General features: G+C 70.6%; 25 protein-coding genes. 13 read left to right on the top strand and 12 right to left on the bottom strand.

Features of this window, described 5'->3' with window-relative positions; translation table 11 throughout:
• Nucleotides 1-125: 125 nt before the first annotated feature.
• Nucleotides 126-1,373 carry an Hsp70 family protein gene (locus ACLBYG_RS07290; protein ID WP_132366076.1) on the bottom strand — a complete coding sequence of 416 codons (1,248 nt, stop codon included), beginning with the start codon at nucleotides 1,371-1,373 and terminating at the stop codon, nucleotides 126-128.
• A gap of 222 nt (nucleotides 1,374-1,595) precedes the next feature.
• Here ACLBYG_RS07290 and ACLBYG_RS07285 point away from each other — a divergent pair, with 222 nt between their 5' ends.
• The gene (locus ACLBYG_RS07285) at nucleotides 1,596-3,092 is read left to right on the top strand and encodes a helicase HerA domain-containing protein (RefSeq protein ID WP_447681021.1); all 1,497 of its coding nucleotides are present in this window, start codon (nucleotides 1,596-1,598) and stop codon (nucleotides 3,090-3,092) included.
• A gap of 75 nt (nucleotides 3,093-3,167) precedes the next feature.
• On the opposite strand, the gene ACLBYG_RS07280 is transcribed toward ACLBYG_RS07285, so the two are convergent.
• On the bottom strand, nucleotides 3,168-3,596 hold the full coding sequence (locus ACLBYG_RS07280) for a flagellar assembly protein FliX (protein ID WP_020092926.1): 429 nt from the start codon (nucleotides 3,594-3,596) through the stop codon (nucleotides 3,168-3,170).
• Nucleotides 3,597-3,835: 239 nt separating this feature from the next.
• On the opposite strand from ACLBYG_RS07280, the gene ACLBYG_RS07275 reads away from it, so the two are divergent.
• The 3 genes from ACLBYG_RS07275 to ACLBYG_RS07265 are packed head-to-tail and all read left to right on the top strand — an operon-like array spanning nucleotide 3,836 to nucleotide 5,817.
• On the top strand, nucleotides 3,836-4,972 hold the full coding sequence (locus ACLBYG_RS07275) for a flagellar basal body P-ring protein FlgI (RefSeq protein WP_042672916.1): 1,137 nt from the start codon (nucleotides 3,836-3,838) through the stop codon (nucleotides 4,970-4,972).
• Nucleotides 4,973-4,997: 25 nt separating this feature from the next.
• Nucleotides 4,998-5,357, top strand: coding sequence for a rod-binding protein (locus tag ACLBYG_RS07270; protein WP_020092928.1), 360 nt, complete (start codon nucleotides 4,998-5,000; stop codon nucleotides 5,355-5,357).
• Entirely contained in the window at nucleotides 5,344-5,817 is a 474-nt protein-coding gene (locus ACLBYG_RS07265; RefSeq protein ID WP_020092929.1) for a hypothetical protein, read from the top strand. The genes ACLBYG_RS07270 and ACLBYG_RS07265 overlap by 14 nt, the downstream gene beginning before the upstream one ends.
• On the opposite strand, the gene ACLBYG_RS07260 is transcribed toward ACLBYG_RS07265, so the two are convergent.
• Nucleotides 5,814-6,149: a hypothetical protein gene (locus tag ACLBYG_RS07260; RefSeq protein ID WP_056531920.1), complete on the bottom strand. Its 336-nt coding sequence runs from the start codon at nucleotides 6,147-6,149 to the stop codon at nucleotides 5,814-5,816. The genes ACLBYG_RS07265 and ACLBYG_RS07260 overlap by 4 nt on opposite strands.
• 1 nt (nucleotide 6,150) lies before the next feature.
• Entirely contained in the window at nucleotides 6,151-6,411 is a 261-nt protein-coding gene (locus ACLBYG_RS07255; protein ID WP_056531919.1) for a hypothetical protein, read from the bottom strand.
• On the opposite strand from ACLBYG_RS07255, the gene ACLBYG_RS07250 reads away from it, so the two are divergent.
• Nucleotides 6,410-6,565, top strand: coding sequence for a hypothetical protein (locus tag ACLBYG_RS07250; RefSeq protein WP_447681020.1), 156 nt, complete (start codon nucleotides 6,410-6,412; stop codon nucleotides 6,563-6,565). The two genes, ACLBYG_RS07255 and ACLBYG_RS07250, sit on opposite strands and share 2 nt — an antisense overlap.
• Here ACLBYG_RS07250 and ACLBYG_RS07245 read toward each other — a convergent pair.
• The 3 genes from ACLBYG_RS07245 to ACLBYG_RS07235 are packed head-to-tail and all read right to left on the bottom strand — an operon-like array spanning nucleotide 6,558 to nucleotide 11,471.
• Nucleotides 6,558-8,165, bottom strand: a complete 1,608-nt coding sequence (locus ACLBYG_RS07245) for a flagellin (protein ID WP_447681019.1) — start codon at nucleotides 8,163-8,165, stop codon at nucleotides 6,558-6,560. The two genes, ACLBYG_RS07250 and ACLBYG_RS07245, sit on opposite strands and share 8 nt — an antisense overlap.
• Before the next feature lie 2 nt (nucleotides 8,166-8,167).
• Entirely contained in the window at nucleotides 8,168-10,051 is a 1,884-nt protein-coding gene (gene flgK, locus ACLBYG_RS07240) for a flagellar hook-associated protein FlgK (RefSeq protein ID WP_447681018.1), read from the bottom strand.
• A 34-nt stretch (nucleotides 10,052-10,085) separates the two neighbouring features.
• Nucleotides 10,086-11,471: a flagellar hook protein FlgE gene (locus ACLBYG_RS07235; protein WP_447681017.1), complete on the bottom strand. Its 1,386-nt coding sequence runs from the start codon at nucleotides 11,469-11,471 to the stop codon at nucleotides 10,086-10,088.
• Nucleotides 11,472-11,781: 310 nt separating this feature from the next.
• Between ACLBYG_RS07235 and ACLBYG_RS07230 the strand changes: the two genes are divergently transcribed.
• Together ACLBYG_RS07230 and ACLBYG_RS07225 are read left to right on the top strand one after the other, a co-directional pair.
• Nucleotides 11,782-12,249: a BLUF domain-containing protein gene (locus ACLBYG_RS07230; protein WP_020092935.1), complete on the top strand. Its 468-nt coding sequence runs from the start codon at nucleotides 11,782-11,784 to the stop codon at nucleotides 12,247-12,249.
• Between the two features lie 7 nt (nucleotides 12,250-12,256).
• Nucleotides 12,257-12,715 carry a response regulator gene (locus ACLBYG_RS07225; RefSeq protein WP_020092936.1) on the top strand — a complete coding sequence of 153 codons (459 nt, stop codon included), beginning with the start codon at nucleotides 12,257-12,259 and terminating at the stop codon, nucleotides 12,713-12,715.
• 51 nt (nucleotides 12,716-12,766) lie between these two features.
• Here the strand turns inward: ACLBYG_RS07225 and ACLBYG_RS07220 are convergent, their stop codons facing one another.
• On the bottom strand, nucleotides 12,767-14,380 hold the full coding sequence (locus ACLBYG_RS07220; RefSeq protein WP_447681016.1) for a peptide chain release factor 3: 1,614 nt from the start codon (nucleotides 14,378-14,380) through the stop codon (nucleotides 12,767-12,769).
• A 185-nt stretch (nucleotides 14,381-14,565) separates the two neighbouring features.
• On the opposite strand from ACLBYG_RS07220, the gene ACLBYG_RS07215 reads away from it, so the two are divergent.
• Both ACLBYG_RS07215 and ACLBYG_RS07210 read left to right on the top strand, forming a co-directional pair.
• Nucleotides 14,566-16,095, top strand: a complete 1,530-nt coding sequence (locus ACLBYG_RS07215) for a DUF1800 domain-containing protein (protein ID WP_447681015.1) — start codon at nucleotides 14,566-14,568, stop codon at nucleotides 16,093-16,095.
• On the top strand, nucleotides 16,092-17,279 hold the full coding sequence (locus tag ACLBYG_RS07210) for a DUF1501 domain-containing protein (RefSeq protein WP_447681014.1): 1,188 nt from the start codon (nucleotides 16,092-16,094) through the stop codon (nucleotides 17,277-17,279). Before ACLBYG_RS07215 ends, ACLBYG_RS07210 begins: the two co-directional genes overlap by 4 nt.
• A 261-nt stretch (nucleotides 17,280-17,540) precedes the next feature.
• Here the strand turns inward: ACLBYG_RS07210 and ACLBYG_RS07205 are convergent, their stop codons facing one another.
• Nucleotides 17,541-18,587, bottom strand: a complete 1,047-nt coding sequence (locus ACLBYG_RS07205) for a threonine aldolase family protein (RefSeq protein WP_091925192.1) — start codon at nucleotides 18,585-18,587, stop codon at nucleotides 17,541-17,543.
• 222 nt (nucleotides 18,588-18,809) lie between these two features.
• On the opposite strand from ACLBYG_RS07205, the gene rpsU reads away from it, so the two are divergent.
• Nucleotides 18,810-19,145: a 30S ribosomal protein S21 gene (gene rpsU, locus ACLBYG_RS07200; protein ID WP_012322424.1), complete on the top strand. Its 336-nt coding sequence runs from the start codon at nucleotides 18,810-18,812 to the stop codon at nucleotides 19,143-19,145.
• Nucleotides 19,146-19,443: 298 nt separating this feature from the next.
• On the opposite strand, the gene ACLBYG_RS07195 is transcribed toward rpsU, so the two are convergent.
• Entirely contained in the window at nucleotides 19,444-19,836 is a 393-nt protein-coding gene (locus ACLBYG_RS07195) for a response regulator (RefSeq protein WP_026604893.1), read from the bottom strand.
• A 320-nt stretch (nucleotides 19,837-20,156) separates the two neighbouring features.
• On the opposite strand from ACLBYG_RS07195, the gene ACLBYG_RS07190 reads away from it, so the two are divergent.
• Together ACLBYG_RS07190 and ACLBYG_RS07185 are read left to right on the top strand one after the other, a co-directional pair.
• Nucleotides 20,157-20,942: a class II glutamine amidotransferase gene (locus ACLBYG_RS07190; RefSeq protein WP_056531902.1), complete on the top strand. Its 786-nt coding sequence runs from the start codon at nucleotides 20,157-20,159 to the stop codon at nucleotides 20,940-20,942.
• Nucleotides 20,943-21,043: 101 nt separating this feature from the next.
• Nucleotides 21,044-22,477 (top strand): NAD-dependent succinate-semialdehyde dehydrogenase, encoded by a 1,434-nt coding sequence (locus ACLBYG_RS07185; protein WP_091678962.1) that lies wholly within the window; start codon nucleotides 21,044-21,046, stop codon nucleotides 22,475-22,477.
• A 39-nt stretch (nucleotides 22,478-22,516) separates the two neighbouring features.
• Here the strand turns inward: ACLBYG_RS07185 and ACLBYG_RS07180 are convergent, their stop codons facing one another.
• On the bottom strand, nucleotides 22,517-22,723 hold the full coding sequence (locus tag ACLBYG_RS07180; RefSeq protein ID WP_020092944.1) for a SlyX family protein: 207 nt from the start codon (nucleotides 22,721-22,723) through the stop codon (nucleotides 22,517-22,519).
• Between the two features lie 367 nt (nucleotides 22,724-23,090).
• Between ACLBYG_RS07180 and ACLBYG_RS07175 the strand changes: the two genes are divergently transcribed.
• On the top strand, nucleotides 23,091-24,566 hold the full coding sequence (locus ACLBYG_RS07175) for a methyl-accepting chemotaxis protein (RefSeq protein WP_447681013.1): 1,476 nt from the start codon (nucleotides 23,091-23,093) through the stop codon (nucleotides 24,564-24,566).
• A 17-nt stretch (nucleotides 24,567-24,583) separates the two neighbouring features.
• Here the strand turns inward: ACLBYG_RS07175 and ACLBYG_RS07170 are convergent, their stop codons facing one another.
• Nucleotides 24,584-25,738: a diguanylate cyclase domain-containing protein gene (locus ACLBYG_RS07170; RefSeq protein ID WP_447681012.1), complete on the bottom strand. Its 1,155-nt coding sequence runs from the start codon at nucleotides 25,736-25,738 to the stop codon at nucleotides 24,584-24,586.
• Nucleotides 25,739-25,867 lie beyond the last annotated feature (129 nt).

Genomic DNA, 25,867 nt, shown 5'->3' with positions numbered 1-25,867 from the left:
GGCGAGGCGGCGCGGAGGAGCCCGGATGGGCCGCCGTTGTCTCCGAGCGGGAGGGACCGCCTTGTCGAGGATCAAGGCCGGCCCGTCAATCGCCGCAGAGGCGGCGCGCCCGGCCGGGCGCGGCCTCACGCTCCGCGGCTGGCCGCCTCGATGGTCAGGCCCAGCCCCACCGAGCCGAACGTGTCGCCCTCCACCACCCGGGCGGCCGGCAGCGCGGCCGTCAGCGCGGCGCGCAGGTGCGGCAGGCCGGTGGAGCCGCCGGTGAGGAACAGGGCGTCGACCCGGTCGGCCGTCAGTTCCGCCTGCGCGAGGCAGCGCGCGATCCGGGCCGCGACGGCGCGGGCGAGGTCCCCCGTCTGGGCGGACAGGGTCGCGCGATCCACCGGGACCGCGAGCCCGGGCTCCAGGAGGCCGAGGTCGAGCAGGGTCGCGTCCTGTTCGGACGCCGCGATCTTGGCGCTCTCCACCGCCCCGGCCAGGGCGTGACCGCGCTCGCCCTCCACCGCCTCGCGCAGCCGCGCGAGCAGGTCGGGCCGGGCGCCGTCGCGGATGACCTCGTCGATCTCGCGCAGGGTCTTCTGATTGTAGAGGCGGTTGATCGCCGACCACGTGGCGAGGTCATGGTAGTAGGCGTTCGGCACCGCGAGGTCGCCGCGGCGCATCGGGCTCCCGAGGCCCAGGAGCGGCATCACCGTTCCGAGGCTGAGCTGTCGGTCGAAATCGGTGCCGCCGATCCGCACCCCGTCGTTGGCCAGGATGTCGCCGGCCCGGTCCGGCCGCCCCCGCCGCTCCGGCGCGAGGCGCACGATGGAGAAGTCCGAGGTGCCGCCGCCGATGTCGGCGACGAGGGCGATCTCCTCCGCGCGGACCTGGCGCTCGTAGTCGAGCGCCGCGGCGATCGGCTCGTACTGGAACGAGACCTCCCGGAAGCCGACGTCGCGGGCGATGTCGCGCAGCGTGTCCTCCGCGCGGCGATCCGCCTCCGGGTCGCCGTCGACGAAGTGGACCGGGCGGCCGTGGACCACCGTGTCGAGGCTCTGGCCGCTGGCGGCCTCCGCCCGCGCCTTCACGGCGGTGAGGTAGCGGGCGATGACGTCGCGCAGGCGCAGCCGCTGGCGGCCGACCGGGGTCGCCTCATCCATGAGCGGCGTGCCGAGCACGGATTTCAGCCCGCGCATCAGCCGGCCGGACCGGCCCTCGACATAGGCCGCCGTGGCGGCCCGGCCGATGATCGGCTCCCGGCCGAGCTCGAAGAAGATCGCGCTCGGGATTGTCCGGTGCGCGCCCTCCAGGGGCAGCAGCGTCGGGCCGTCCGGGCCAAGATGCCCGAGCGTGGTGTTCGACGTGCCGAAATCGAGGCCGCAGGCCGCCATCGTGTCGTGGGTCCGGGAATGGAGAGGAGGGCCGTGGGCCTACAGGGCCGACATGCCAGGGTCCAGGCCGGAAGAGCGGGGCCCGGGGCGCCCGGGCGGGGGTTGACGGCCCAATCGCGGATCGGCGGCGGAGCGGTGCTTCGGGCGAACGGCCACATGCGGGAAGCGTGGACAGTGCCGCGGCGGCACACCCGGACCCGCCGGGCCGTGCTATGAGGCCCCATGCGTTCCGACATCGATCTCGGCCTGACCGGCGAGCGCCCCGCGCTCCTCGACCTCACCGAACTGCTCGCCACGCGGCTCCTGGTTCAGGGCAATTCCGGATCCGGCAAATCGCACCTGCTGCGGCGGCTGCTCGAGCAGAGCGCCGGCCTCGTGCAGCAGGCGATCATCGATCCGGAGGGCGACTTCGCCAGCCTCGCCGACCGCTATGGCCACGTCGTGGTGGAGGCCGACGGCGACGACGTCGCCCTGCAGCGGATCGCCGCCCGGGTGCGGACCCACCGGGTCTCGGTGGTGCTGTCGCTCGAGAATCTCGACGCCGACGGCCAGATGCGGGCCGCCGCCGCCTTCCTGGGCGGCCTGTTCGACGCCGACCGCGACCATTGGTACCCGATGCTGGTGGCCGTGGACGAGGCGCAGCTCTTCGCGCCCGCGGCCGCCGGCGAGGTCTCGGACGAGGCCAGGCGCCTGTCGCTCGGCGCGATGACCAACCTCATGTGCCGCGGCCGCAAGCGCGGGCTCGCCGGCATCATCGCCACGCAGCGCCTCGCCAAGCTCGCCAAGAACGTCGCGGCCGAGGCCTCGAACTTCCTGATGGGCCGCACCTTCCTCGACATCGACATGGCACGCGCCGCCGACCTCCTCGGGCTGGAGCGCCGGCAGGCCGAGACGTTCCGCGACCTGCCGCGCGGGCATTTCGTGGCCCTGGGGCCGGCCCTGTCCCGGCGCCCGCTCACCATCGCGGTCGGGCCGACCCAGACCGTGAGCCGGAGTTCCTCGCCGGTCCTCGTGCCCCTGCCCGACGCCCTGGAGGATGCCCGCGCGCTGATCCTCACAGCGAGCCCCGCCGAGATCGTCGCGCCGCTGGCGCCGCGGCCGAAGCCGCGCCCCGCGCCGGCGCCAGACGTGCTCGTCCAGCTCGCCAATTACCGTCCGCCGGCTCCGGCGGAGGAGCCGGAGGAGGAACCCATGGACCCGGAGGCCCGCGAGGCGGCGCTCGCCGAGGTGCTGGCCTCCGTGCTGGCGGATGCCGACGCCGCCGCCTGCACTCCCGCCACGCTCTACCAGGACTTCACGGTCCGCTGCCGGATCCGGCGCCTGCGCGGCGACACGATGGGTCTGCCCGAGTTCAAGCGACGCCTCGCGGTCGCGCGGGCCGAGGCCGGCGGCGCGGTCGCGGACAATTCCGGCTGGGAGCAGGCCCAGGCGATCGCGGCCGGCCTGCCGGACGACCTCGCCGGCCTATTTCTCGTGGTCGCGCGGGCCGCCATCGAGGGCGCCCCCTGCCCCACCGACACCGTGCTGGCCGAGGCCTACGGCACCAGCTCGGGCGGCCGGGCGCGGCGGATGCTGGCTTATCTCGAGGAGCGCGGCGCCATCGTCACCCGCAAGGACCTGCGCGGCGCACCGATCATCGCGGTGCCGGATCTCGGCGTCGAGACCGGACCGGGCGAGCCGCAGATGTTGCCGACGGGTCCGAAGCGGCGGGCGGTCTAGCGGGCGGGGTAGCGGGATCGGGCGCTCGCCGGGCGCGGTACCGGGATGCGCCCAGGTTCAGGTGCGAAAGCCCGGTCAGACGCGCCGGGCCATCTCCAGCTTGGCGAGTTCCACCGCGGCGCGCAGTTCGATCTCGGCCATCAGGCCGTCGAGCCGGGGATCCCCCGAGAGGCCGGCACGCTCGTTCAGGCGGCCGGCGATGGCGCGCAAATCCTGCGGCGCGACGCGGCCGCCGAGCAGTGCCGCCTTCAGCCGGTCGAGTCCGTCGAGGAGGTCCTGGCCGCGCTGGGCGGAGCGCCGGCGCCGCTCCTGGGGCGTGTCGGCCTCGGCCTGGAGAAGCAGGACCGCGTCGAGCCCGGCGAGCGTCGCGGCGGCGGCCGGCGCGCCGGCAGACGTCGTCGACGACGGGGCCGCGCCGAGGCTGAAGGCCGCGCCGCCCTCGGGCTTCCGGGCGGACGCGACACCGCCGGCGCTCTGGATCGGCTGGCGAGTCTCGACACGCATGATCCGGTTCGCGTTGCTCCAAGCGCCCCCGCGCAGAACCGGAAATTCGGCCGCCAGGGTTAAGCGCGGGTAAACAAGCCGGCAGAAGCTGCCGGGTCGGCAGGTTCGGTGCCGGCACCGCGAGGCGCGGGGCCAGACCTGGCCCGGAAAAATTTTTTTTCTTCAGTGGCTTGCACAGATCGGGCGGCTGGCACGACCCTGGCAGGATGGGGGCAGGTCCGTCACGGTCGAAACACGGCATGCGCCCGCGTCACGCGTTCAGTCCTCTCCGGTCTCTCTCGGTCGCCCTCGCGGGCGCCCTGCTTCTCGCCGCGCTGTCCGTGCCGGCGCTCGCCCTGTCGCGCGTCAAGGATCTCGCCTCCATCGAGGGCGTTCGCCAGAACCAACTCGTCGGCTACGGCATCGTGGTCGGCCTCAACGGAACCGGCGACACGCTGAACAACATCCCGTTCACCAAGCAGTCGCTCCAGGCCATGCTGGAGCGCCTCGGCGTCAACACCCGCGGTGCCACGATGCGCACGCAGAACCTCGCCGCCGTGATGGTGACCGCGAGCCTGCCGCCCTTCGCCGCGCAGGGCACCCGGATCGACGTGACGGTCTCGTCGCTGGGCGATGCCAAGTCCCTCCAGGGCGGCACCCTGCTGGTGACGCCGCTGCTCGGCGCCGACGGCGAGGTCTACGCCCTGGCGCAGGGCTCGGTGGCGATCGCCGGCTTCGCCGCCGAGGGCGATGCCGCGAAGATCACCCGGGGCGTGCCGACCAACGGCCGGATCTCCAACGGCGCCAATATCGAGCGCGAGATCGCCTTTAAGCTGAACGACGCCCGCTCGCTGCGTCTGTCGCTGCGCAACCCGGACTTCACCACCTCGAAGCGGATCGCCGCGGCGATCAACGACTTCATGGGCGCCGACACCGCCGAGCCCACCGACCCGGCCACCGTCACGATCCAGATCCCGTCCCGCTACAACGGCAACATGATCCGCCTCATCACCGAGGTGGAGCAGCTGAAGGTGGAGCCTGACCAGACCGCCCGGGTCGTGGTCGACGAGCGCTCCGGCATCATCGTCATGGGCCGGGACGTGCGCGTATCGACGGTGGCCATCGCCCAGGGCAACCTCACCGTCACCATCACCGAGCAGCCGCAGGTCAGCCAGCCGGCGCCGTTCTCCGACGGACGCACCGTCGTGGTGCCGCGCACGGGGGTGAAGGTCGATACCGGGGACGGAAACAAGCTCGCCCTGGTGAAGGAGGGTGTCAGCCTGCGCGAGCTGGTCGACGGTCTCAACGCCCTGGGCGTCGGCCCGCGGGATCTCATCTCGATCCTCCAGGCGATCAAGGCCGCGGGCGCGCTCCAGGCCGATATCGAGCTGATGTGACCGAACGGACGCGAAGGGACGATCCATGCTGCAACTCGCCAGTCTCGCGGCCAGCGCCGCCGCCAGCGTCGGAACCTCGGTGGCCGGGAGCGCCGTCGACGGGATCATCAAGACCGCCAACAAGGCCAAGGCCTTGAAGACGGCGACCGAGTTCGAATCGATGTTCCTGGAGAACAGCCTCGACCGGCTGACCCAGTCGGAGGGCACCGACGGGCCGCTCGGCGAGAACGGGACCGGCGGCGGTGTCTACCGCTCGATGCTGACCAAGGAATACGCGAAGCAGATCGTGAAGAGCGGCGGAGTCGGCATCGCCGATTCGGTTTTCCGTGAGATCATGAAGATGCAGGGCGCGGCGAGCGAGGGAGCGATCCATGCAAAGGGCTGAACCGCTGCGCGTCGGGGACCGGATCACCGCCGAGGCCCTGGTGGCGGGCGTGCTCGGCAACATGGCCGCGCTGGAAGCCGTGCTCGCCGAAGAGGCGGCCTACGTCCGGGAAGGGCGACTGCAGGAGGGCGTCGCCGCGGCCGAACCGAAGGCCGCGCTGGCCGCCGCCTACATGCAGGGCCTCGAGGTCGCGAAGGCGAATGCCGTCGCGCTGAAGCGCTTCCATCCCGACGGGGTCGAGGCCCTGCGCACCGCCCACCGGCGGTTCACCGCGGCCGTGGAGGCGAACCAGACGGTGCTCGCCAGCGCCAAGACCGTCTCGGAAGGGCTGATCAAGACCCTGGCGGAGGAGATCGGCCGGGCACAGCTCCCCTCCGGCTACGGGCGGCAGACGCCAGCGCCGTCCCCGTACGGCCGCGGCGTGCGCAGCGGGCCGCTGGTCCTCTCGCGCAACCTCTAGGGCCCGCCCGGACGGCGGCCGGCGCCGATCCGGACGTAGGTCCGCACCTCGCCGAGATCGGTGTCGACGCGGTTGTCGACCGCGATGCGGCCGGCGACAACTGGCGCTGCCGCGACGCCGCTCCCCGCGGCCAGATCCGCCCCCGCGACGACGCGGCCCGAGACGCGGAGGCAGCTGCCGCTCCCCGGCAGCCGCACGAAGCCCTGGCCCTTGGACGGGCACGGCACCGGCCCCGGGATCACGGGCAGATCCCGCAGGTCGAGGGCCTCGGCCGGGCCAGCGCCGGCCACGATCGCCGCGAGGGCAGCGCAGACCGGGAGCCGGCCGCGCATCTCAGGCGGCCTGGCGGGCGAGATCCCGGTGAAGCAGGTCGATGTAGTGCTCGACCTCGCCGACGAACCCGTCGAGGTCGGGCTCGTGGATGCGCAGGCGGGCGAGGTCGCGCAGGAGGATGTCGAGGGCGATGGCGCGCTCTTCGGGATGCGCGTAGCCCGCGAGGTAGGTGTCGACGGCCTGCTCGACCAGGACGATCGCGCCGCTACGCGGGACGGCTCCCAGGCGAAGGACGAGTTCGATGGGTCCGGACAGCGCCATGCCGACCTCTCCTCAATCGAATGACGGCGCGTGGGGCGACCGCACGCTGCGCTTCATTCCCGGAAAGCGGCAAGACTATGGTGAACCCGACACGTCGCGAGATTTTTCGAGCGTCAGGCGCGCGTTGACCGGTCTCGGCGATCAGCTCAGCTGATGTAGTTCACGAGGGAGAGCTTCGAGAGCGTCGCGGTGACCTGATAGCTGGCCTGGAGCCGGTTCTGCACGTCGAGCAGCTTGGTGATGACCTCCTCGGGGGAGATCTGCTCGATCCCGTCCAGAGTGTTCTGGACGGTGTTCTGGAGCGCCTTGTTGGTCGTGCCGGCATTCGAGAGCCGCGTCGACGCGACGGTGAGCTGCGTGACCGTGTCCTGGACGCTGGGGGTCTGGTTGGCGGACGAGAGCAGGCTGCCGGCCTTCGTCGCCACCGTCTGGTAGGTGTTGTAGGTGTTGGCGTCGTTCGTGGTGGGCAGGCCGAAGGCCATGGTCGCCAGGCCGGCGAGCACGTTCTGGACCGCGGGATCGTTGGCGCGGGCGCCCGTCCCGACGCTCCCGGTCGCGCTCACCTGGACCGACTGCGTGTCGATCGCCGAGGTCGGCTGCGGGACTGCCGGCGGCGCGGGCTGCGTGTAGGTGTTCTCGCCCTGGTACCACAGCACCGTGTCCTGAGGCGTGGCCGCCCTGTAGCCGACCGGGGTGGTGCCATCGTACAGGATGCGCTGCGGCATCACGCCCGACCCCGACGGGCCGCCTTCCGCCGCGCCGGAGAAGAAGTTCGACGCGGTCGCCGCGGTGGCGTTCACCGCCAGCGTGCTGTTGGCCGCGCCGGTGAGCGCGTTGCTCAGCGTCGCCGACAAGTTGGCCATCGTCTGGGCGGGCGTCGAGCCGATGGCGAAGTTGGTGATCGATTTCGGGTCCGCGCTCGTCGCGGCCGTGAGCGTGATCGTCGTGGAGGTGCCGTCGGCCATCTTCAGCGCGAACGACACGGTGTCGCCGGCGCTCGGCTGCGTCGTCATGCTGAGGCTGAAGCTGCCCGGGCTCGTGGCCGTGCCCGCCGTGTAGGTCGCGCCGATCGCCGAGCCGGTCGTGGTCGGCGCGCCCGCCAGGGTGAAGCCGAACTGTCCTCGGGTCAGGTTGTTCGACTCCTCGGTGACCTGCACGCTCGTGGCCGGGCTGGCCAGAATCTGCGTCAGGCGGCCGTTGCCCCCCGCGCCGAGCTCGGCGTTGACCCGCTGCGAGATCAGGGTCGAGAGGCCGTCGAGCGTGTTGCCGCTCGCGTCGGTCGTGCCGTTGAGGATCTTGCTCGAATCGACAACCGGCTGGGTCGTGGTGTCGGTGCCGCCGAACAGGTAGTTGCCCGCCGCCGATTCGTTGAGCGTGTCGAGCGCCGTCTGCAGGTTGGCCAGCGCCGTCGACCGGCCGGAGACCGAGTTCGCCGCCACGCTCTGCAGGCCGTTCTGGAGCATCGTCCCGGTGGAGGTGCCGAGGGTCGCAACCTGCGTCAGGCTCGTGACCGCGAGGTCGGTCCGGGTCTGCGCGGCGGTGATGCCGGCGGCGTAGCCGGAGAGCGCGCTCAGGGTGGCCTGCGCGGACAGAGCCGTCGACCGCCCGGAGCCGAGGCCGCCATAGGTCTGCGAGACCTGACCGCTCGAGAGCTGGTTGGTCAGGTCGTTGAGCTGGCTCTTCAGCGCCTGGAGCTGCGAGGCGTTGCGGTTGGTGATGTAGGAGCCGGCCGCGAAGGGCGTGATCGTCGTCATGATCAGATCTGCAGCAGCTGGTTGAGCATGTCGCGGGCCGCGGTGAGCACCCGGGCGTTGGCGCCGTACGCGGTCTGCAGGGCGATCAGGTTCGACATCTCCTGGTCGATGTTGACGCCCGCACCGGCGGAGAACCGGCTCTGCGCGGTGGAGAGCGCCGTCTGCTGGGTGGCGTCGAGGGCGGCGGCGTTCGACGCGTTGGCCCCCTGCGTGGACACGATGTCCTGCGCGAAGCCGATCACGGTGGCGCTGTAGGGCGCCGAGACGCCGCCGATGCCGCTCGACGACGAGAAGGTCTGCTGGTTCGCGGTGAGCGCCGTGAACAGCTTCTGGGCGCGCGCGCCGGACGCGCTCGGATCCGTGGCGCTCGCCGCCGTCAGCGCGGCGGTGTTGCCCGCCAGGGCGCCGTTGACCGTGATGCGCTGGGCGAAACCGGTGAGCTGCGAGCCGCCGTCGAAGGTGCCGGTGTAGAGCTTGTTGCCTGTACCGTCGACGAACATCGCGATCGACGGGTTGCCGGTGTTCAGGTCCGACGCCGAGACGGCCGTGACGCTGGCGCTCGCCGCGCCGGCGACCTTGCCGGCCGCCCCCAGCGTCAGCGTCGCGCTGGTGGCGGTCGAGGAGACCGGACTCGCCGACAGTGTCGGCAGCTTGTAGGTGCTGCCGGAGGCGTTGAACGTGGCGAAGGCGGACTGGATCGCCGCCGCGTAGGTGCCGGGCCCGCCGCTGGCGTTGAAGGTCAGCGTCAGGCCGCTGGCATCCGTGGTCTGCGCGGCGGGCACGACCGCGCCGCTGGAGGTCGCGGACGCCACCAGCGTCACGTTGCGCACGGCCCCGGTGTTGTCGGTGACCGGGAAGGTGATCGTGTTCCCGGGCTGCATCGTCGAGACGCTGATCTGCGTGTCGGTCCCGCTGTACGTCCCGGTGGTCGCGGTATTCGTGAGCGCCTTCGAGAGGCCGGCCGCGAGATCGTCGAGCTGCCGCTGCGCCTGCGGCAGGGTCTGGTCGCGCATCTCGATCTCGGCGGCCAGGCTGCCGGACCGCAGCACGCCGGGGGCGCCGAGGTCGATCTTGCCGCCGCCCGGCAGCGTCGCCGTGATGGTTCCGACCGTCCGCTGGGCGGGGTCGGTCGAGTAGCTCGCGGTGGGGCTGAGCACGCCGCGTCCGTCGAAGGTCAGGGTCGCGGCGTTCCCGCGGTCGACCAGCGTCACCCCCGACTGGGTCATGACCGAGACCGTGCCGTCGCGCTGCTGGACCGTCTGCACGTCCATGTAGCTCGACAGGCTGTTGATCGCCTGGTCGCGCTGGTCCTGAAGATCGGTCAGCGAGGTGCTGTCGGTGGTGTTCTGGATCTTGCCGTTGAGCGTCGCGATGTTGGACAGGATCGTGCTCGCCGCGCTCGTGTCGGTGCCGAGCTGCGACTCGAGGCCGGTGCGCAGGTTCTGCACCGTTCCGGCGGCGCTGTTGATGAGGCTCGCGACGGCCGCGGCATTGCCCAGCACCGTCGTGCGGGCGGCCGCCGAGGTCGGGTTGGCGGCGAGCTCCTGGAGAGATTGGGTGAAGGTGTTCAGCGTCCCGTCGAGGGAGGTGGAGCTGCCGGGCACGCCGTAGAGGGCGTCGAGCTGGGCGGCGATGCCGGACTTGGTGCTCGTGTAGGCGGCCCCCGAGGTCTCCAGCCGGAGCTGGTTCAGCGCCGCGGCATCGAAGCTGCGGGTGATTGTGCCGGCGGCCACGCCGGAATTGTTCGTCCCGGTGGCGACCGTCGAGAGCGTGCGCTTGACGTAGCCCGCCGTCCCGGCATTGGCGACATTCTGCGAGACGATGTTGATCGCCGCCTGGGTGGCGGCGAGGCCTGCGCTCGAGGTGGAGATCGCATTCAGCGACATGTCACGGCCTCCGCGGCTCGAATCGCACCCTCACTCAGCGGATCACGTTGAGCAGATCAGACATCATCGTCTGGGCCGTCGACATGACGCGCGTGTTCGCAGAGTAAGCCTGCTGGGTTACGATCATCTTAGAGAATTCGGTCGCAATGTCGGTGTTCGATTGCTCGTTGCTCGCGCCCGAGATCGTGCTGCCGTTGAGGCCCGCGAGCGGAGGCCCCGAATCGACCGTCTGGAGATAGTTCCCGTTCGTATCGGCCTTCAGACCGTCGGCATTGGCGAACTGGACGACGCCGACCGAGGCGAGAGCCACGACCGAACCGTTAGAGAAGGTGCCGTTGACCTTGCCGTCCGGACCGACGGCCACGCTCGTGAGCGTCCCGGAGCTGTTGCCGTTCTGCGTCAGCGCGTTGGTCGTCGCCGCACCGGTCGTGTCGGCATACTGCGTCAGGCCTGAGGCGCTGAGATTCAAGTTGAGGCTGGGGAATGTGTAGTCACCCATGGTGATCGGCCCCAGCGGGATCGGGTTCGTCGAGGGCGAGGTGAGCTTCCCGGTGGAATCGAAGGTGAAGGCCGTGCCCACGTTGTTCCAGTCGGACGTGGTGAGCGCGCTCGGGTTGGTGGAGTAGTACAGGTTCCACACGGCCGGCTGAGCCGGCGTGGTCGTCGCGTCCTGGACCTTGGCCCAGCGGGTCGTCAGCGTGAGCGGCGCGCCGGTCGACGTGTAGACCGGCAGCGACGGGCCGGCGATGCTGTTGCTCATGAAGGTCGAGACGGCACCGGTCTGGGTCGAATCGACCTTGACGCCGGTCTGCCCCGATCCGGAGGTCACGACCGCTGCGGTATTCTGATTGTAGAGATCGGATCCCGACGTCGCCGAGGCCGACGTGCTCGGCGTCGAGGGCAGGTTGGCGGCGTAGGTGATCGTCGTGGTGGCCTGCGCCGGCAGCGCCGAGTTGCCGATCTTGATCGGACCGATACTGGTCGTCTGACCAGTGATCGGATCGAGGTTGGATCCGGTCAGGTATCCGCCGGCGCCGTTGACGAGATAGCCGTCCTTGTCCTGGGCGAAATCGCCCCGGCGCGTGTACAGGCTCGTGCCGCCGAAGGATGTGGAGCCGTTCGCGTCGCCGGTCTTCTGCACGACGGTGAAGAAGCCCTGGCCGTTGATGGCCATGTTGGTGGGCACGCTCGACGAGACCACGTTGCCGGCCAGGGTGTTGGTGAGCTGCGACTGGGGCAGCACCGAACCCGCGACCTCGCGGCCCGGCGTCTTCTCGGACATCAGGTCGACGAAGCTGGTGTCGATGCGCTTGTAGCCGGTCGTCTGCGAGTTCGCGATGTTCCCGGAGATGTTGCTGATGGCGTAGGACTGCGCCTGGAGTCCGGAGACCGAGGTCTGCAGGGCGGTGAAAAGATCCATGGCGAACGATCCCGATGCGCGCCGCACTGGCCCGCAGGCCGGACCGGCCGCAACCGGCGTGCCAGGGCTAAGTCCTTGGGAATCCTGGACCGGATTGTCGACGACCCGGCAGGGTTGACCGGTCATGGCCGCGCGCCCGGCAGATCCTGCCGGGTCGGTAACGCGGGCGCGGAGATCCGGACCGGAAGTCCCGTCCGCCGCGTTTACGCGGTGTTATTCGACACGCGCGAAGATGCCGCCGGGCCGGGGCCACGCGCGGTGCGTCCTGTCCGGAAGCGCTGAACGGGTACGGATTGCGGATCTCGGGATCATGCGGGCGAAACGGACAAGCCTCGTCCACATCATCTACTTCTCGCGTCTCAACCTGTCGTCGGACGCGGCGAAGAGGTCCGAGCAGATCAGCGATATCGGTCGCATCGCTCAGAAGAAGAACGAGTTCGCGGTGATCACGAGCTTTCTGGTCATCGAGGGCAACTTCGCCTGCCAGGTCATCGAGGGCGAGCGCACATCCGTGCACGAGACCTTCGACCGGGTGAGCGCCGACAGCCGGCACCGCGAGGTCCAGATCAGCGAGTGGCGGGAGATCACCAAGCGCGAGTTCGTCCACTCGTTCAAGAGCGCGCAGCGCACGGCCGGGAACGACACGCTGTTCGCCAAGGCCAACCTGCTCCCGATGCTCCAGCGCGGAACGCCGAAGGCGTCCGCGATACACGGGCTGTGCCTGTCGCTGCAGTCCGACGCGATGTCCCGTCAGGGCATCGACCACCTCTTCATCTGAGCCGCCGATGTCCGAGAGCGATACGCCCCCGATTCTCATCGTCGACGATCAGGAGAAGCTCCTGCGGCTGATCGTGATGCTGATGACCCGCATCGGCTTCCCGGACGTCGAGGGCGTCACCAACGCGCCCGAGGCGCTGGAGCGGATGCGGCAGCGCCGCTACGCCCTGGTGATCTCCGATCTCGACATGGAGCCCATGGACGGACTCACCCTGCTGCGCGAGATTCGCGCCGACGACGCGCTGATGAACACGCCCTTCATGCTCACCGAGTCGTCCTTCGACTTCGAGGACATCAACCTCGCCCACCAGGCGGGAGCGGACGCATTCATCCTCAAGCCGTTCGACATGGCGGTGCTGAAGACCAAGCTGAAGCAGGTCCTCAACCGCAAGCCGCGCAAGCGCGAGGCGCCGATCGCGTCCGAATCGACCCTGAGCGTCGAATTCCCGATGCTCGGCAAGTTCTGACGCCGCGCACCCCTCGCGGGCCCGGCGACGCGGAGGCGCCGCCGAAGCGCGTCACGCCGCCCGCTTCTGGTAATCCTTCACGTCGGTGAAGCGCACGGCCGGGTAGCGCTCCTCATCGTAGCGGAGCGAGAAGGCCGTGGTCGCCATGAAGACCGGGGCGCCGTCGAGGTCCTTGGCCATGGCCGAGCCGTGCGAGTCGATGAACTTGTCGAGCTCGACCTCCGAATCGGACGACACCCAGCGGCAGACCGAGAATCGCGAGGTCTCGTAATCCACCGGCAGGCCGTACTCGGCCTGGAGCCGCTCCTTCAGCACGTCGAGCTGCAGCGCGCCGACCACGCCGACGATCGCCTGGCTGCCGTCCTGCGGCACGAACACCTGGACGACACCCTCCTCGCCCATCTGCTGGAGCGCCTCGCGCAGCTTCTTGGCCTTCATGGCGTCGGTGAGCTTGATTCGGCGCAGGATCTCAGGCGCGAAGCTCGGGACACCCCGGAACACGATATCCTCGCCCTCGGTGAGCGTGTCGCCGATCCGCAGCGTGCCGTGGTTCGGGATGCCGACCACGTCGCCGGCATAGGCCTCGTCGGCGATGGCACGGTCCTGGGCGAAGAAGAATTGCGGCGCCGAGAGCGAGATCGGCTTGCCGGTGCGCACCAGCCGGGCCTTCATGCCCCGGTTGAGCTTGCCCGAGCAGACCCGCATGAACGCGATCCGGTCCCGGTGATTCGGGTCCATGTTCGCCTGGATCTTGAACACGAAGCCGGTCATGCGCGGCTCGGTCGGCTCGACGAGGCGCTTGTCGGCGTCCTGGCCGCGGGGTGGCGGCGCCACCTTGGCGAGACCGTCGATCAGGTCGCGCACGCCGAAATTGCGCAGCGCCGAGCCGAAGAAGACCGGCGTCAAATGGCCCTCGCGGAACGCGTCGAGGTCGAACGGCTTCAGGCCGCCCTCGGCGAGTTCGACCTCCTCGCGCCACGCGTCGGCGGCGCCGTCCTCGGTGAGCAATTCGTCGAACAGCTTGTCGTCCGGGCCGGACACCGCGACCATCCCAGCATCCTCGGCGGCGTCGAGGCGGCGGACACGGTTGCCGCCGAGCTCGTAAGTCCCGGAGAAGTTGCGGCCGGTGCCGATCGGCCACGTGACCGGGGCGACGTCCAGCGCCAGCGTCTTCTCGATCTCGTCGAGCAGTTCGAACGGGTCGCGCGCCTCGCGGTCGAGCTTGTTGACGAACGTGACGATCGGGATGTCGCGCAGGCGGCAGACCTCGAACAGCTTGCGCGTGCGCGCCTCGATGCCCTTCGCGGCGTCGATCACCATGACGGCCGAATCGACCGCCGTCAGCGTCCGGTAGGTGTCCTCGGAGAAGTCCTCGTGGCCGGGCGTGTCGAGGAGGTTGAAGACGCAGTCGCCGTACTCGAAGGTCATCACCGAGGTGACCACCGAGATGCCGCGCTCCTTCTCGATGCCCATCCAGTCGGAGCGGGTCGAGACCCGGTTGCGCTTGGCCTTCACCTCGCCGGCGAGCTGGATCGCGCCTCCGAACAGCAGAAGCTTCTCGGTGAGCGTGGTCTTGCCCGCGTCGGGGTGGGAGATGATCGCGAAGGTGCGCCGCCGCGACACCGGATCGGCCGGCCTCGCCTCGGTCTTGGTCTGCATCAGCATGGAGCGAACGCTCTGGGTCGGCGGAACGTGGTGGTGCGCGGCGCGGCACTCGCGCGGTCTCGGGATCGTGTAGCGGCAAGCCCCGATATTGGCAAAGACGGCGGCAGAATGGGGCCTCCTTTCAGGCACCGTACAGGGGCGCGACACCACGCTTCCCCGGTCGATCCACGCTTCGCGAGGCCCCGATGTCGCGCGCCGCAGCACGCTGCTGTCTGGTCACCGCTCTGCTGTTCGCCTCCGCGGGCCCCGGGCCCCGAGCGGCCGAGGCGCCGCAGCGCGCCGCAGCGGCCGACGCCGCCTTCCTCGATTCCCTGACCTGGGGCGCCACGCCCTCGGCCTTCGCGCAGCTCACCGCGGAGGGGCGGACGCGCTGGCTATACGATCAGCTTCACCCGCCCGCCGAAATGCGCCTGCCCCCCGACGCCCAGGCGCAGGTCGACGCGCTGACCCCGCCGGGCAGCCTGTTCGAGCGGGCCCAGGCCCTGGACGCGCAGGCCAGGGCCGCCAAGGACATCGCGGACCCCGAGGCCCGGAAGGCTGCGCAGCAGGCGTTCCAGGGTGCACTCAACACGGCCGCGCGGAACGCCGCCTCGGTCTGGGTGCTCCGAGCGCTCTACAGCCCCGACCAGCTGCGCGAGCGCCTGACGTGGTTCTGGTTCAACCGACTCAACGTCCACCAGGGAAAGTCGACCCTGCGCGCCGCCGTGGGCGACTACGTCGAGACGGCGATCCGCCCGCACGTGCTCGGCCGCTTCCGTGACCTGCTGATGGCGAGCCTGCGCCACCCGGCGATGCTGCGCTACCTCGACAACGACGCCAACGCCGCCGGCCGCCCGAACGAGAACTACGCCCGGGAGATCATGGAGTTGCACACGATGGGTGTCGGCTCCGGCTACACGCAGGGCGACGTCGAGGCGCTGGCCCGGATCCTGAGCGGGGTCGGCATCGACCTGAAGCCCGAGAACCCGAAGCTCCGCCCCGAGCGCGCCGCCGACTTCCGCCGGGACGGCCTGTTCGAGTTCAACCCGAACCGGCACGATTACGGCGACAAGGTCTTCCTCGGCACGCGCATCCGGGGCCGCGGCTGGCCCGAGGTCGAGGAGGCGGTGGACCTGATCGCCCGCAACCCCGCCACCGCGACCAACGTCTCGCGGGCGCTGGCGACCTATTTCCTCGGGCAGGCACCCGACGACGCGCTCATCGCCCGACTCGCCGCCGTCTTCACGCGGACCGACGGCGACATCGCCGCGGTGATGGAGGCGCTGGTGCGCGAGCCGGCCTTCGCGGCCGAGCGCGGCGGCGCCTTCAAGGACCCAGTGCGCTATGTCTTCTCGGCCCTGCGCATGGCCTACGACGGGCGCGTGATCCGCAACGCCGGCCCGGTGCTCGGCTGGCTGAACCGCCTCGGCGAGGGCCTGTTCAACCGCTCGACGCCGGACGGCTACCCCCTCGACGCGGCCGCCTGGAACGGGCCCGGGCAGCTCGCGACGCGGTTCGAGATCGCCCGGCAGATCGGGTCCGGCTCGGCCGGCCTGTTCAAGCCGGCCCTGCCCGATCAGGCCGAGGAGCCGGCCTTTCCGGTGCTCGCCAACGGGCTCTATTTCTCGGCGCTGTCCGGCACCCTGTCGGCGGCGACGCGCGCGGCCCTCGCCCAGGCGGTCTCGCCGCAGGACTGGAACACCCTCTACCTCGCCTCGCCGGAGTTCATGCGATGAACCGTCGCGACCTGATCCGCGCCTCGGCGGCGCTCGGCCTGTCCACGGTGGCCGGCCGCGTCTGGGCCGCCCCGAAGGCCGACGCGCGCCTCCTCGTGGTGTTCCTGCGCGGCGCCTACGACGCCGCCAACGTGGTGATCCCGACCGGCAGCGATTTCTATTACCGGTCGCGGCCAAACCTCGCGATCCCGAAGCCCGACGTGTCGGACCCGAAGGCGGCGCTGGCGCTCGACGCCGACTGGAGCCTGCACCCGGCTTTGCGCGACACCCTCCTGCCGCTCTACGCCAAGGGTCAGGCCGCCTTCGTGCCGTTCACCGGCACCGACGACCTGACCCGGAGCCATTTCGAGACCCAGGACACGATCGAGATGGGCCAGACGGTCGGCGCGGCCCGCGACTACAATTCCGGCTTCATGGCCCGGCTCGCCGCGGAGCTGACCCGGGTCCGGCCGATCGCCTTCACCGACCAGATGCCGCTCATCTTCCGGGGCGGCGAGACGGTGCCCAACATCGCCATCAACGGGGTCGGCAAGCCCGGCATCGACGACCGGCAGGCCCGCCTCATCGCGGCGATGTACAGCGACACCAAGCTGGCCGCCGCCGTGACCGAGGGGTTCCGGGTGCGCGACGCGGTCTACCACACGATCTCCGATCATGCCGGGCAGGCCGACCGCGGGGCGGTCTCGCCCAAGGGCTTCGAGCTGTCGGCCCGGCGCATCGGCCGCCTGATGCGCGAGAACTTCAACCTCGGCTTCGTCGATGTCGGCGGCTGGGACACGCACGTGAACCAGGGCGCGGGCACCGGCTACCTCGCCGACCGACTCGGCGAGCTGGGGCGCGGACTCTCGGGCTTCGTCGAGGAGATCGGGCCGGGCTGGTCCGACACGGTGGTGGTGGTGCTTTCGGAGTTCGGACGCACCTTCCGGGAGAACGGGAGCCGCGGCACCGATCACGGCCACGGCAGCGTCTACTGGATCCTCGGCGGCGGCGTCCGGGGCGGCCGGATCGCGGGACCGCAGGTGCGGGCCGACGAGGCGCACCTGTTCCAGAACCGGGACTATCCGGTGCTCACCGACTATCGCGGCCTGCTGGGCGGCCTGTTCCGGCGGCTCTACGGGCTCGACCAGGCGAGCCTGCGGCGGATCTTCCCCAGCGCGGACCCGGCGGATCTCGCGCTGCTGTAGGGAGCGGGCCGTCGCAGCGTCGTGCCGTCCCAGCACTCGCGAGCCCGGGCTCTCAGCCCCTCCGTCATCGCGAGCGCAGCGAAGCGACCCAGGGCCGCACGAGTTCGGCATGCGTCGCACGACACTGGATTGCTTCGCTGCGCTCGCAAGGACGACCAAGCGCATGTCGTGCCGACGTATCGATGCTCCTCAGCGGATCCCGATAATAGCGCACGCGAAACACCTTCAACGGGTTGGCTCCGCGCCCCTCTGTCCGCGCGCTCAGGCCGCGGCGGCCGCCAGGGCGCGCAGGTCGCCGACCAGCTCGTCGACCCGCTCCGTCCGGGCATCCCAGGCGAACATGAAGCGCGCCCCGCCGCCGATGAAAGTGTAGAACCGCCAGCCCCGGGCGCGCAGGCCCTCCATCGTGGCCGCCGGCATCGTCAGGAAGACCGCGTTCGCCTCGACGGGAAATAGAGCCCGCACCCCCGGCAGCCCGCCGACCGCCTCGGCGAAGCGGCGGGCGCAGGCGTTGCCGTGGGCCGCGTTCCGCAGCCACGCGCCGCTCTCCAGCATGCCGACCCAGGGGGCCGCGAGGAAGCGCATCTTCGAGGCGAGCTGGCCGGCCTGCTTGCAGCGGTAGCCGAAATCCTCCGCGAGCCTGGCGTCGAAGAACACCACCGCCTCGCCGGCATGCATGCCGTTCTTGGTGCCGCCGAAGCACAGGACGTCGATGCCCGAGCGCCACGTCATGTCGGCGGGGCTGCACCCGAGGCTCGCGCAGGCATTGGCGAAGCGCGACCCGTCCATGTGCAGGGCGAGGCCCAGCTCGCGGCAGGTCGCCGACAGGGCCCGCAGCTCGGCGAGGCTGTAGACCTGCCCGGTCTCGGTGGGCTGCGTGATCGTCACCACGCGCGGCCGCGGGAAGTGGATGTCGCTGCGGTTCTGCGCCAGCCCGCGGATCGCCTCCGGCGTCAGCTTGCCGCCCTCGGTCCGGACGGTCAGCAGCTTCGAGCCGTTCGAGAAGAATTCCGGCGCGCCGCACTCGTCGGTCTCGACATGGGCCGAGTCGGCGCAGATCACGCTGTGGTAGGACTGGCACAGCGCGGCCAGCGCCAGCGCGTTGGCGGCCGTGCCGTTGAAGGCGAAGAACACCTCGCACGGGGTCTCGAACAGGTTCCGGAAGGCGTCGGCCGCCCGGGCGGTCCAGGCGTCCTCGCCGTAGGCCGGGGCGTGGCCGCGATTGGCCGCCTCCATCGCAGCCCAGGCCTCCGGGCAGATGCCGGAATAGTTGTCGCTGGCGAATTGCTGCGAGTCGTCGTGTCTCATCCGCGCAACCTAGCACGGCGCAGGCGCGGATGGATCGCGCGGACAGGTTGGAACTGGTGCGCGCTTGGTGTAATAGCCCCGTCAAGGCGTGAGCTCCACGCCGATTCGGAAACCGACGTTCCCGTCCCTCCCGGGTTCAAACCGGGCGAGGGACGTTGCCGGTTTCCAGATCGGCGGCGGGCCGCGTGAACCCAGAACTTCAGGTCCAGAGGATCAAGTCCGTTGCAGGTACTCGTTCGCGACAACAACGTCGATCAAGCGCTCCGCGTCCTCAAGAAGAAGATGCAGCGCGAGGGCATCTTCCGCGAGATGAAGCAGCGCAAGGCTTATGAGAAGCCGTCGGTGCGCAAGGCTCGCGAGAAGGCCGAGGCCGTCCGCCGCGCCCGCAAGCAGGCCCGCAAGACCGCGATCCGCGAGGGCCTGATCGCCGCGCCGAAGCCGAAGCCCCGCTTCCCCGCCGGCGGCCGTCGTCCCGGCTTCCCGTCGCCGTCCGCCGCGCAGGGCCAGGGCGGCAACGCCGCCGGTCAGACCCCGGTCAGCCCGGCTCCCGCCGCCTGAGCGACACCACGTTACTCATGAGAGAGCCCGGCCTGCGCGCGTAGGCCGGGCTCTTTCTTTGCGTCGCGTCCGGATGAAGGCGCCCGGGGCACGCGAGCCGCACGTGGCGCGGGTCCCCTCTCCACCCGAGTCGAGCTTGCCCCGAGTCGGGCTTTTCAGGACGGATCTCGGGCAGGCCCAAGATCCGTCGGGAGAGGGGGAAGGTCGCGCCTGTAGCGCCGAGCCCGGGCTCTGCGCTCGCGATGACGTGAAGAGCTTTGAGCGCCGGGCGCTCAGGCCGCCAGCTCAGGCCGCCAGCTCAGGCCGCCTTGGCGGCCATGGTGGCGTGCTCGGCCTGGACCAGCACGTCGAGGGCCCGCCAGGGCTTCTGCATGTAGACCGCCTGATCGGGGAGCCGTGCGTCCCGGCTCGCGCCCGAGGTGACGACCACGCGCACGTCCGGCCACCGCCGCTTGACCGCCTGCGCCAGCGACACGCCGTCCATGGCGCCCGGCAGGCGCACGTCCGCGAAGAGCAGCGCCACGGTCACGTCGGACCGCTCCAGCACCGAGAGGGCCGCCTCGGCGCTCTCGCAGGCGATCACGCCGAGATCGGTCTCCTCGAGCACCGCCGTCGCGAGATCGCGCACAGCCGCATCGTCCTCCACGACGAGCGCCACGGGGGCGGAACTATCGGGCGTTGCGCGATCCATCAAAGTCTCCTGCTGCCGGTGCCTTGCCCCGCGTCGGGTGGCCGCCTGTAAGGCGAGCTTCTGATTCCCCGATTCGGCCATGCTGATCCTTCATGAGGCGGCTCACAAGAGTCGCGTCGCTCCGGAGGCGAATGCCTGCCCTGCGGACAGGCGGCACCATTTTCATGCGGAACGCACGAAAATGGCGCAGTTTCCGGGCGGTTAAGAAACTGTTCACCGGAGTGGACCGACTGTTAACGTCCTGCGGCGGAACGTCTCCACCCGCGCGGGGCGTTTCGCCGGATCGAACGCGGCCCAGAGCTGAAGGATCATCGTCCGACATGTGCCGTTTCCTCGCCTACAGCGGTGAGCCGGTCTTCCTCTCCGACCTCGTCTGCGCGCCGACCCACTCGCTGGTGCACCAGTCGCTGCACGCCGACGAGGGGAAGACCGAGACCAACGGCGACGGTTTCGGCATCGGCTGGTACGCCGAGCGGCCCGAGCCGGGTGTCTACCGCGACATCTCCCCGGCGTGGTCGGACGAGAACCTCGTGAACCTCTGCGGACAGGTGCGGGCGCGGACGTTCTTCGCGCACGTGCGCGCCTCGACCGGGACGGCCACCGCCCGGGCCAACTGCCACCCCTTCGTGTTCGGCCGCCACCTGTTCATGCACAACGGCCAGATCGGCGGCTACCACCGGATCAAGCGGCGCCTCGAGGCGCTGATCCCGGATTCCTACTACGACCATCGCCGCGGCAGCACCGACTCGGAGGCGATCTTCCTCCTGGCGCTCGCCAACGGCCTCGAGGCGGACCCCGTCGGCGCGATGGCGCGGACGCTGAAGACCGTCCGCGAGTTGATGGAGTCGGCGAATGTCTGCGAGCCGCTGCGCTTCACCGCGCTTCTCACGGACGGCGAGACGCTGACCGCCTATCGCTGGGCCTGCGACGGCCGGCCGCCGAGCCTGTACTATCGCGAGGGGCCGGGCGGCATCGTCGTCGTCTCGGAGCCCATCGACGGCTGCCGCGAGGGCTGGCGGGTGGTCCCGAAGGGCGCGACCCTGCGCGCCCGCCACGGGAGCGCGACGCTCGTCGAGGCGCCGGAGCCCGCCCGCGCCGCCGCCTGAATACAGACGGCCCCAGCCATGCCGCCGCGGGGATTGCCGGGGCGCGCCACATCGCCACATTCCGCCTGCGGCCGATGGTGCGGCCGAGCGGGAATCGACCGATGTATCCGGATACCGAGCTTCACATCGCCGGGCGCTGGCGCGCGGGTGCCGACCGGGACACCCTGGGCGTCCTGAACCCCGCCACGGGCGAGACGATCGGCCAGTGCGCGGTCGCCACCACGGCGGATCTCGACGAGGCCCTGGCGGCCGCCGCCCGCGCCTTCCCGGCCTGGCGCAAAGTCGCGCCCTTCGAGCGCGCCAAGGTGATGCGCAAGGCGGCCGACCTGCTGCGCGCCCGGGTCGACGAGATCGCCCGGATCATGACGCTGGAGCAGGGCAAGCCGCTCGCCGAGTCGCGTGTCGAGACCCTGGCGGCGGCCGACATCATCGACTGGTTCGCCGAGGAGGGTAAGCGCGCCTACGGCCGCGTCATCCCGGGCCGCGCCGACGGCGTGCTGCAGGCGGTGGTCCGCGAGGCGGTCGGGCCGGTGGCCTGCTTCACGCCCTGGAACTTCCCGATCAATCAGGCGGTCCGCAAGATCTCGGCGGCGCTCTGCACCGGCTGCACGGTGATCTTGAAGGGCCCGGAGGACACGCCGGCGAGTTGCGCCGCCCTGGTCAGAGCCTTCCTGGATGCGGGCATCCCGGGCGACGCGCTCTCGCTGGTCTACGGCGATCCCGAAGCCATCTCGGCCTACCTGATCCCGCACCCGGTCATCCGGAAGATCTCGTTCACCGGCTCGACCGTGGTCGGCAAGAAGCTCGCGGCGCTCGCGGGCGAGCACATGAAGCGCGCCACGATGGAACTCGGCGGCCACGCCCCCGCGATCGTGTTCGGCGACGCCGACGTGGAGAAGGCGGTGGCCGTCCTGGCCCCCTCGAAGTTCCGCAATGCCGGCCAGGTCTGCGTCTCGCCGACCCGCTTCCTCGTGCACGATTCGGTCTTCGACCGCTTCGTCGAGGGCTTCACCACCTTCGCCAAGTCGGTGAAGGTCGGCGACGGGCTCGATCCCGAGACCAAGATGGGACCGCTGGTCCACGGGCGGCGCCTCGACGCCGTCACGGCGCTGGCAGCGGACGCCGAGTCGAGCGGCGCGACGCTGCGGGCGGGCGGCAAGCGCATCGGCAACCAGGGCAACTTCTTCGAGCCGACGGTCTTCACCGAGGTGCCGCTGACCGCCCGGATCATGAACGAGGAGCCCTTCGGCCCCCTGGCGATGATCAACCGGTTCTCCGACGACGAGGAGGCGCTCACCGAGGCCAACCGCCTGCCCTACGGGCTCGCGGCCTACGCCTACACCCGCTCCGCCGAGCGCGCGGCGCGGGTGTCGAACGCGGTCGAGAGCGGCATGATCTCGATCAACCACCACGGCCTCGCCCTGCCCGAGACGCCGTTCGGCGGCGTCAAGGATTCGGGCTACGGCAGCGAGGGCGGCCCGGAGGCTCTCGACGCCTACTTGGTCACCAAGTTCGTCACGCAGGCGAATTTCTGACGCACCGGCCGGCGCGCCGCGGCGCGCCGGCCCCTCCCCTCAGTAATGCGGCGGCGGCGGTTCCGGCCCGCGCGGCGCCGCCCGGGCGGCCGCCTCCTCCACCTGCTCCCGCAGCGCGTCGAGCTGCCGGACGAGCCGGTCGATCACCCGCCACTGCTCGGTCACGGTCCGGTTCAGATCCTCGATCGTCGCATCCTGCTCGGTCAGGCGCATCTCCAGGCGATCGATCCGTGTCGCCTCGTCCATGTCGGGTCTCCCGTCAGTGCCGTGATGCGAATCGGCCTCGCGCGCGTCCTGCCGCCGGCTCCCCACCCTCCTCCTATCGCAGACCGCGAGCCGGGCAACCGGAGCGGCGGCGCTCAGGCATGACCGGTCGCACAACCCCGGTCACGCGAGATCGAGATACAATAACTCGCTATCGACTAGGCACGATCCATAGGCCGACATCACTCGCCGCCCACGAAAATACATCTCTCTACATCGACGTCCGCTACACAGACTTACAGTCGCGCGAGACAGCCCGTACCCTGGCGAGAGCATGCCATTGACAGATTTTTAAGCGTGTCTCTTCATGCTCGTCGCAAATCTACAGATCAGGCGGACATGGGCTCCGATGGCGATGTTTGGTTCACGCGACGACGCCCTGCTGGCGGCGATCGACCGGACGATGGCGCGGGTCGAGTTCGACCTCAACGGCACCGTCACCGACGCGAACGCTCTGTTCCTCGATCTTCTGGGCTACACGCTCGACGAGGTGCGCGGCCAGCACCACCGGGTGTTCGTTCCGGAGGACGACCGCGCGGGCCGGGACTACGCCGCCTTCTGGGACCGGCTGCGCGCAGGCCAGCACGAGGCCCGCGCCTTCCGCCGCGTCACGAAGTCCGGCCAGATCGTGTGGATCCAGGGCTCGTACAACCCGATCCTCGACCGGCGCGGCCGGCCGACCAAGGTGGTCAAGCTCGCCACCGACATCACCGAGGAGCGCGCCCGCAACGCCCGCCACGCGGGCCAGATCGCGGCCCTGGATCGGTCGCAGGCGGTGATCACCTTCGCCCTCGACGGGACGATCACGGACGCCAACGCCAACTTCCTGGCCACCATGGGCTACACGCTGGATGAGATCCGCGGGCGGCATCACCGGATGTTCCTGCCGCAGGCCGAGGTGGCGACCGCCGCCTACGCGGCGTTCTGGACCGCCCTCGGCAACGGCGAGTATCAGGCGGGCGAGTTCCGGCGCATCGGGAAGGACGGCCGCATCGTCTGGATCTTCGGCGCGTACAATCCGATCCTCGACGCCGACGGCAAGCCCTGCGCGGTGGTGAAGTTCGCTACCGACGTGACCCGGCAGGTCGAAGACCGCCAGCGCCGGGTCGAGGGGCAGCGCGCGATCGACGCCGACATCGCGGCGATCCGCGATTCGATGAGCCGGGTGGTCCGGCAGGCGGACGAGACCGCGGAGGCCTCGAGCCGGACAAGCCGCAACGTCGATGCGGTCGCTGCGGGTTCGGAGGAGTTCGCCGCCTCGATCGAGGAACTCAGCCGTCACGCGATGCAGGCGAAATCCTCCGTCGATCTGGTCGTTTCCCGCGCCGAGGAGGCGGGGGCGATCGTCGTGGGGCTGACCGGCGCCGCGGACCGGATTGGGGCGGCGGTGAGCCTGATCCGGTCCATCGCCGACCAGACGAACCTGCTGGCGCTGAACGCCACGATCGAGGCCGCCCGGGCCGGAGCGGCCGGCAAGGGTTTCGCGGTCGTCGCCGCCGAGGTGAAGGCGCTCGCCGAGCAGACCGCCAAGGCCACCGGCGAGATCGGAACCCAGATCGCCGCCGTGCAGGCCGAGACCTCCCGGGCCGTCTCGGCGATCGACGGGATCGGCGCCACGATCGAGCAACTCAGCGCGATCTCGCTCAGCGTCTCGTCGGCCGTGACCGAGCAGGCCGCGGTGACCCGCGACATGACCGAGAACATGCAGTCGGCGGCGCAGGGCGTCGCGGCGATCCACACCGCCATGGCGGAGATCGCCTCCTCGGCGAGCGTTGTCGACGCCTCGGTGCGCAAGGTCTCGGAGGCGGCGCGCGCCCTCGCGTGAGCCGGCCCGGCAGGGCCTCAGGCCGCGCGGGTGGCGGCCGGATCGGCCACGGAGATCCGGTCTCGTCCGCCATTCTTGGCGGCGTAGAGAGCGGCGTCGGCCCGCTGCATCAGCAGGTCGAACGCGATGCCGGGGCGCGCCTGCGCGATCCCGATACTGACGCTGACGCGCAGGGCCGGAAGCTCGGGAACCGCGAGTTGCGCGAAGGTCTGGCGCAGCTCCTCGGCCCGGGCCAGGGCCTCGGCGGGCGAGACGTCCGGCAGGAGGCACGCGAACTCCTCACCGCCGAGGCGGCCCAGCAGGGCCTCCCGCGGCAGCAGGGTCGACGCCATGGTGCAGAAGCCGACGAGGACCGCGTCGCCGACCCCGTGGCCGAAGCGGTCGTTGACGGCCTTGAACCGGTCGAGGTCGAACAGCAGCAGGGCGGCGTCGCCGTGCCGCGCCATCGCGTCCGCGGCGGCCCCGGCGAAGGCCCGGCGGTTGCGCACGCCCGTCAGCGCGTCCGTGGAGGCGGCGATGCGCTGCTCGCGCTCGGCCCGCTCCTTGACCAGCGCCATGAAGGTGAAGGCCGAGGCGATCGAGAACATCAGGGTGACGAAGCACAGGATCGCCACCCAGGGCGACGCGAGCGGGCTGAGACCCGGCTGCGGCGGCGCCACCAGCGTCGCGGGGATCCGCACGACGTAGAAGGTGCCGTGCAGCCCCAGGATGGCGGCGGCGGCGAACCGGGAGGCGAGCCGCTCGGCGCGACCGCGCCAGATCTCCGCGGTCGCCGCGCAGCAGTAGAGCGCCGCCACCGCCGAGGCGTAGATGATGCGGGCCTCGATCGACGCGTAGAAGGTCGGGATCAGGCACAGGACGCACCAGCCCAGGGCGCCGGCCGTCGCGATACCCAGCCGCGGCTCGCGGTGCTCGAACGAGCGGACGCCGCTCCAGATGAGGCCGTAGGCGGCGAGCACCACGGCATTGGCCAAGCCCACCGAGATCAGGTCGGGGATCTGGTTGCGCAGCGCGAGGCCGGCCGATCCGGCCGCGCCCACGAGATGCGCCGCGCCCCAGTAGGCGAGCACCCGGGATTCGGGCGCCTGCCGCCACGAGGCCATGAAGAGCGTGCCGACCAGGAAGGTCGTCGCCGCGCTGACGACCAGCAGGGTGGCGGGATCGAGTTGCACGGACGCCTGTCTATCCTCGACCCGGACGTTGAGCCGCCCCCGCGTCGCGCCGCACTATGGCCGAGCAACGATACGAGCCGGCAGAGTATATCGCTCTATCTTGCCGGAAGCCACAGTAAGCTAGATTAG

Source organism: Methylobacterium sp. D53M (assembly GCF_053345625.1).
The sequence above is the reverse complement of the archived record's forward strand: the minus strand, read 5'-3'. Positions and strand labels throughout refer to the sequence as shown.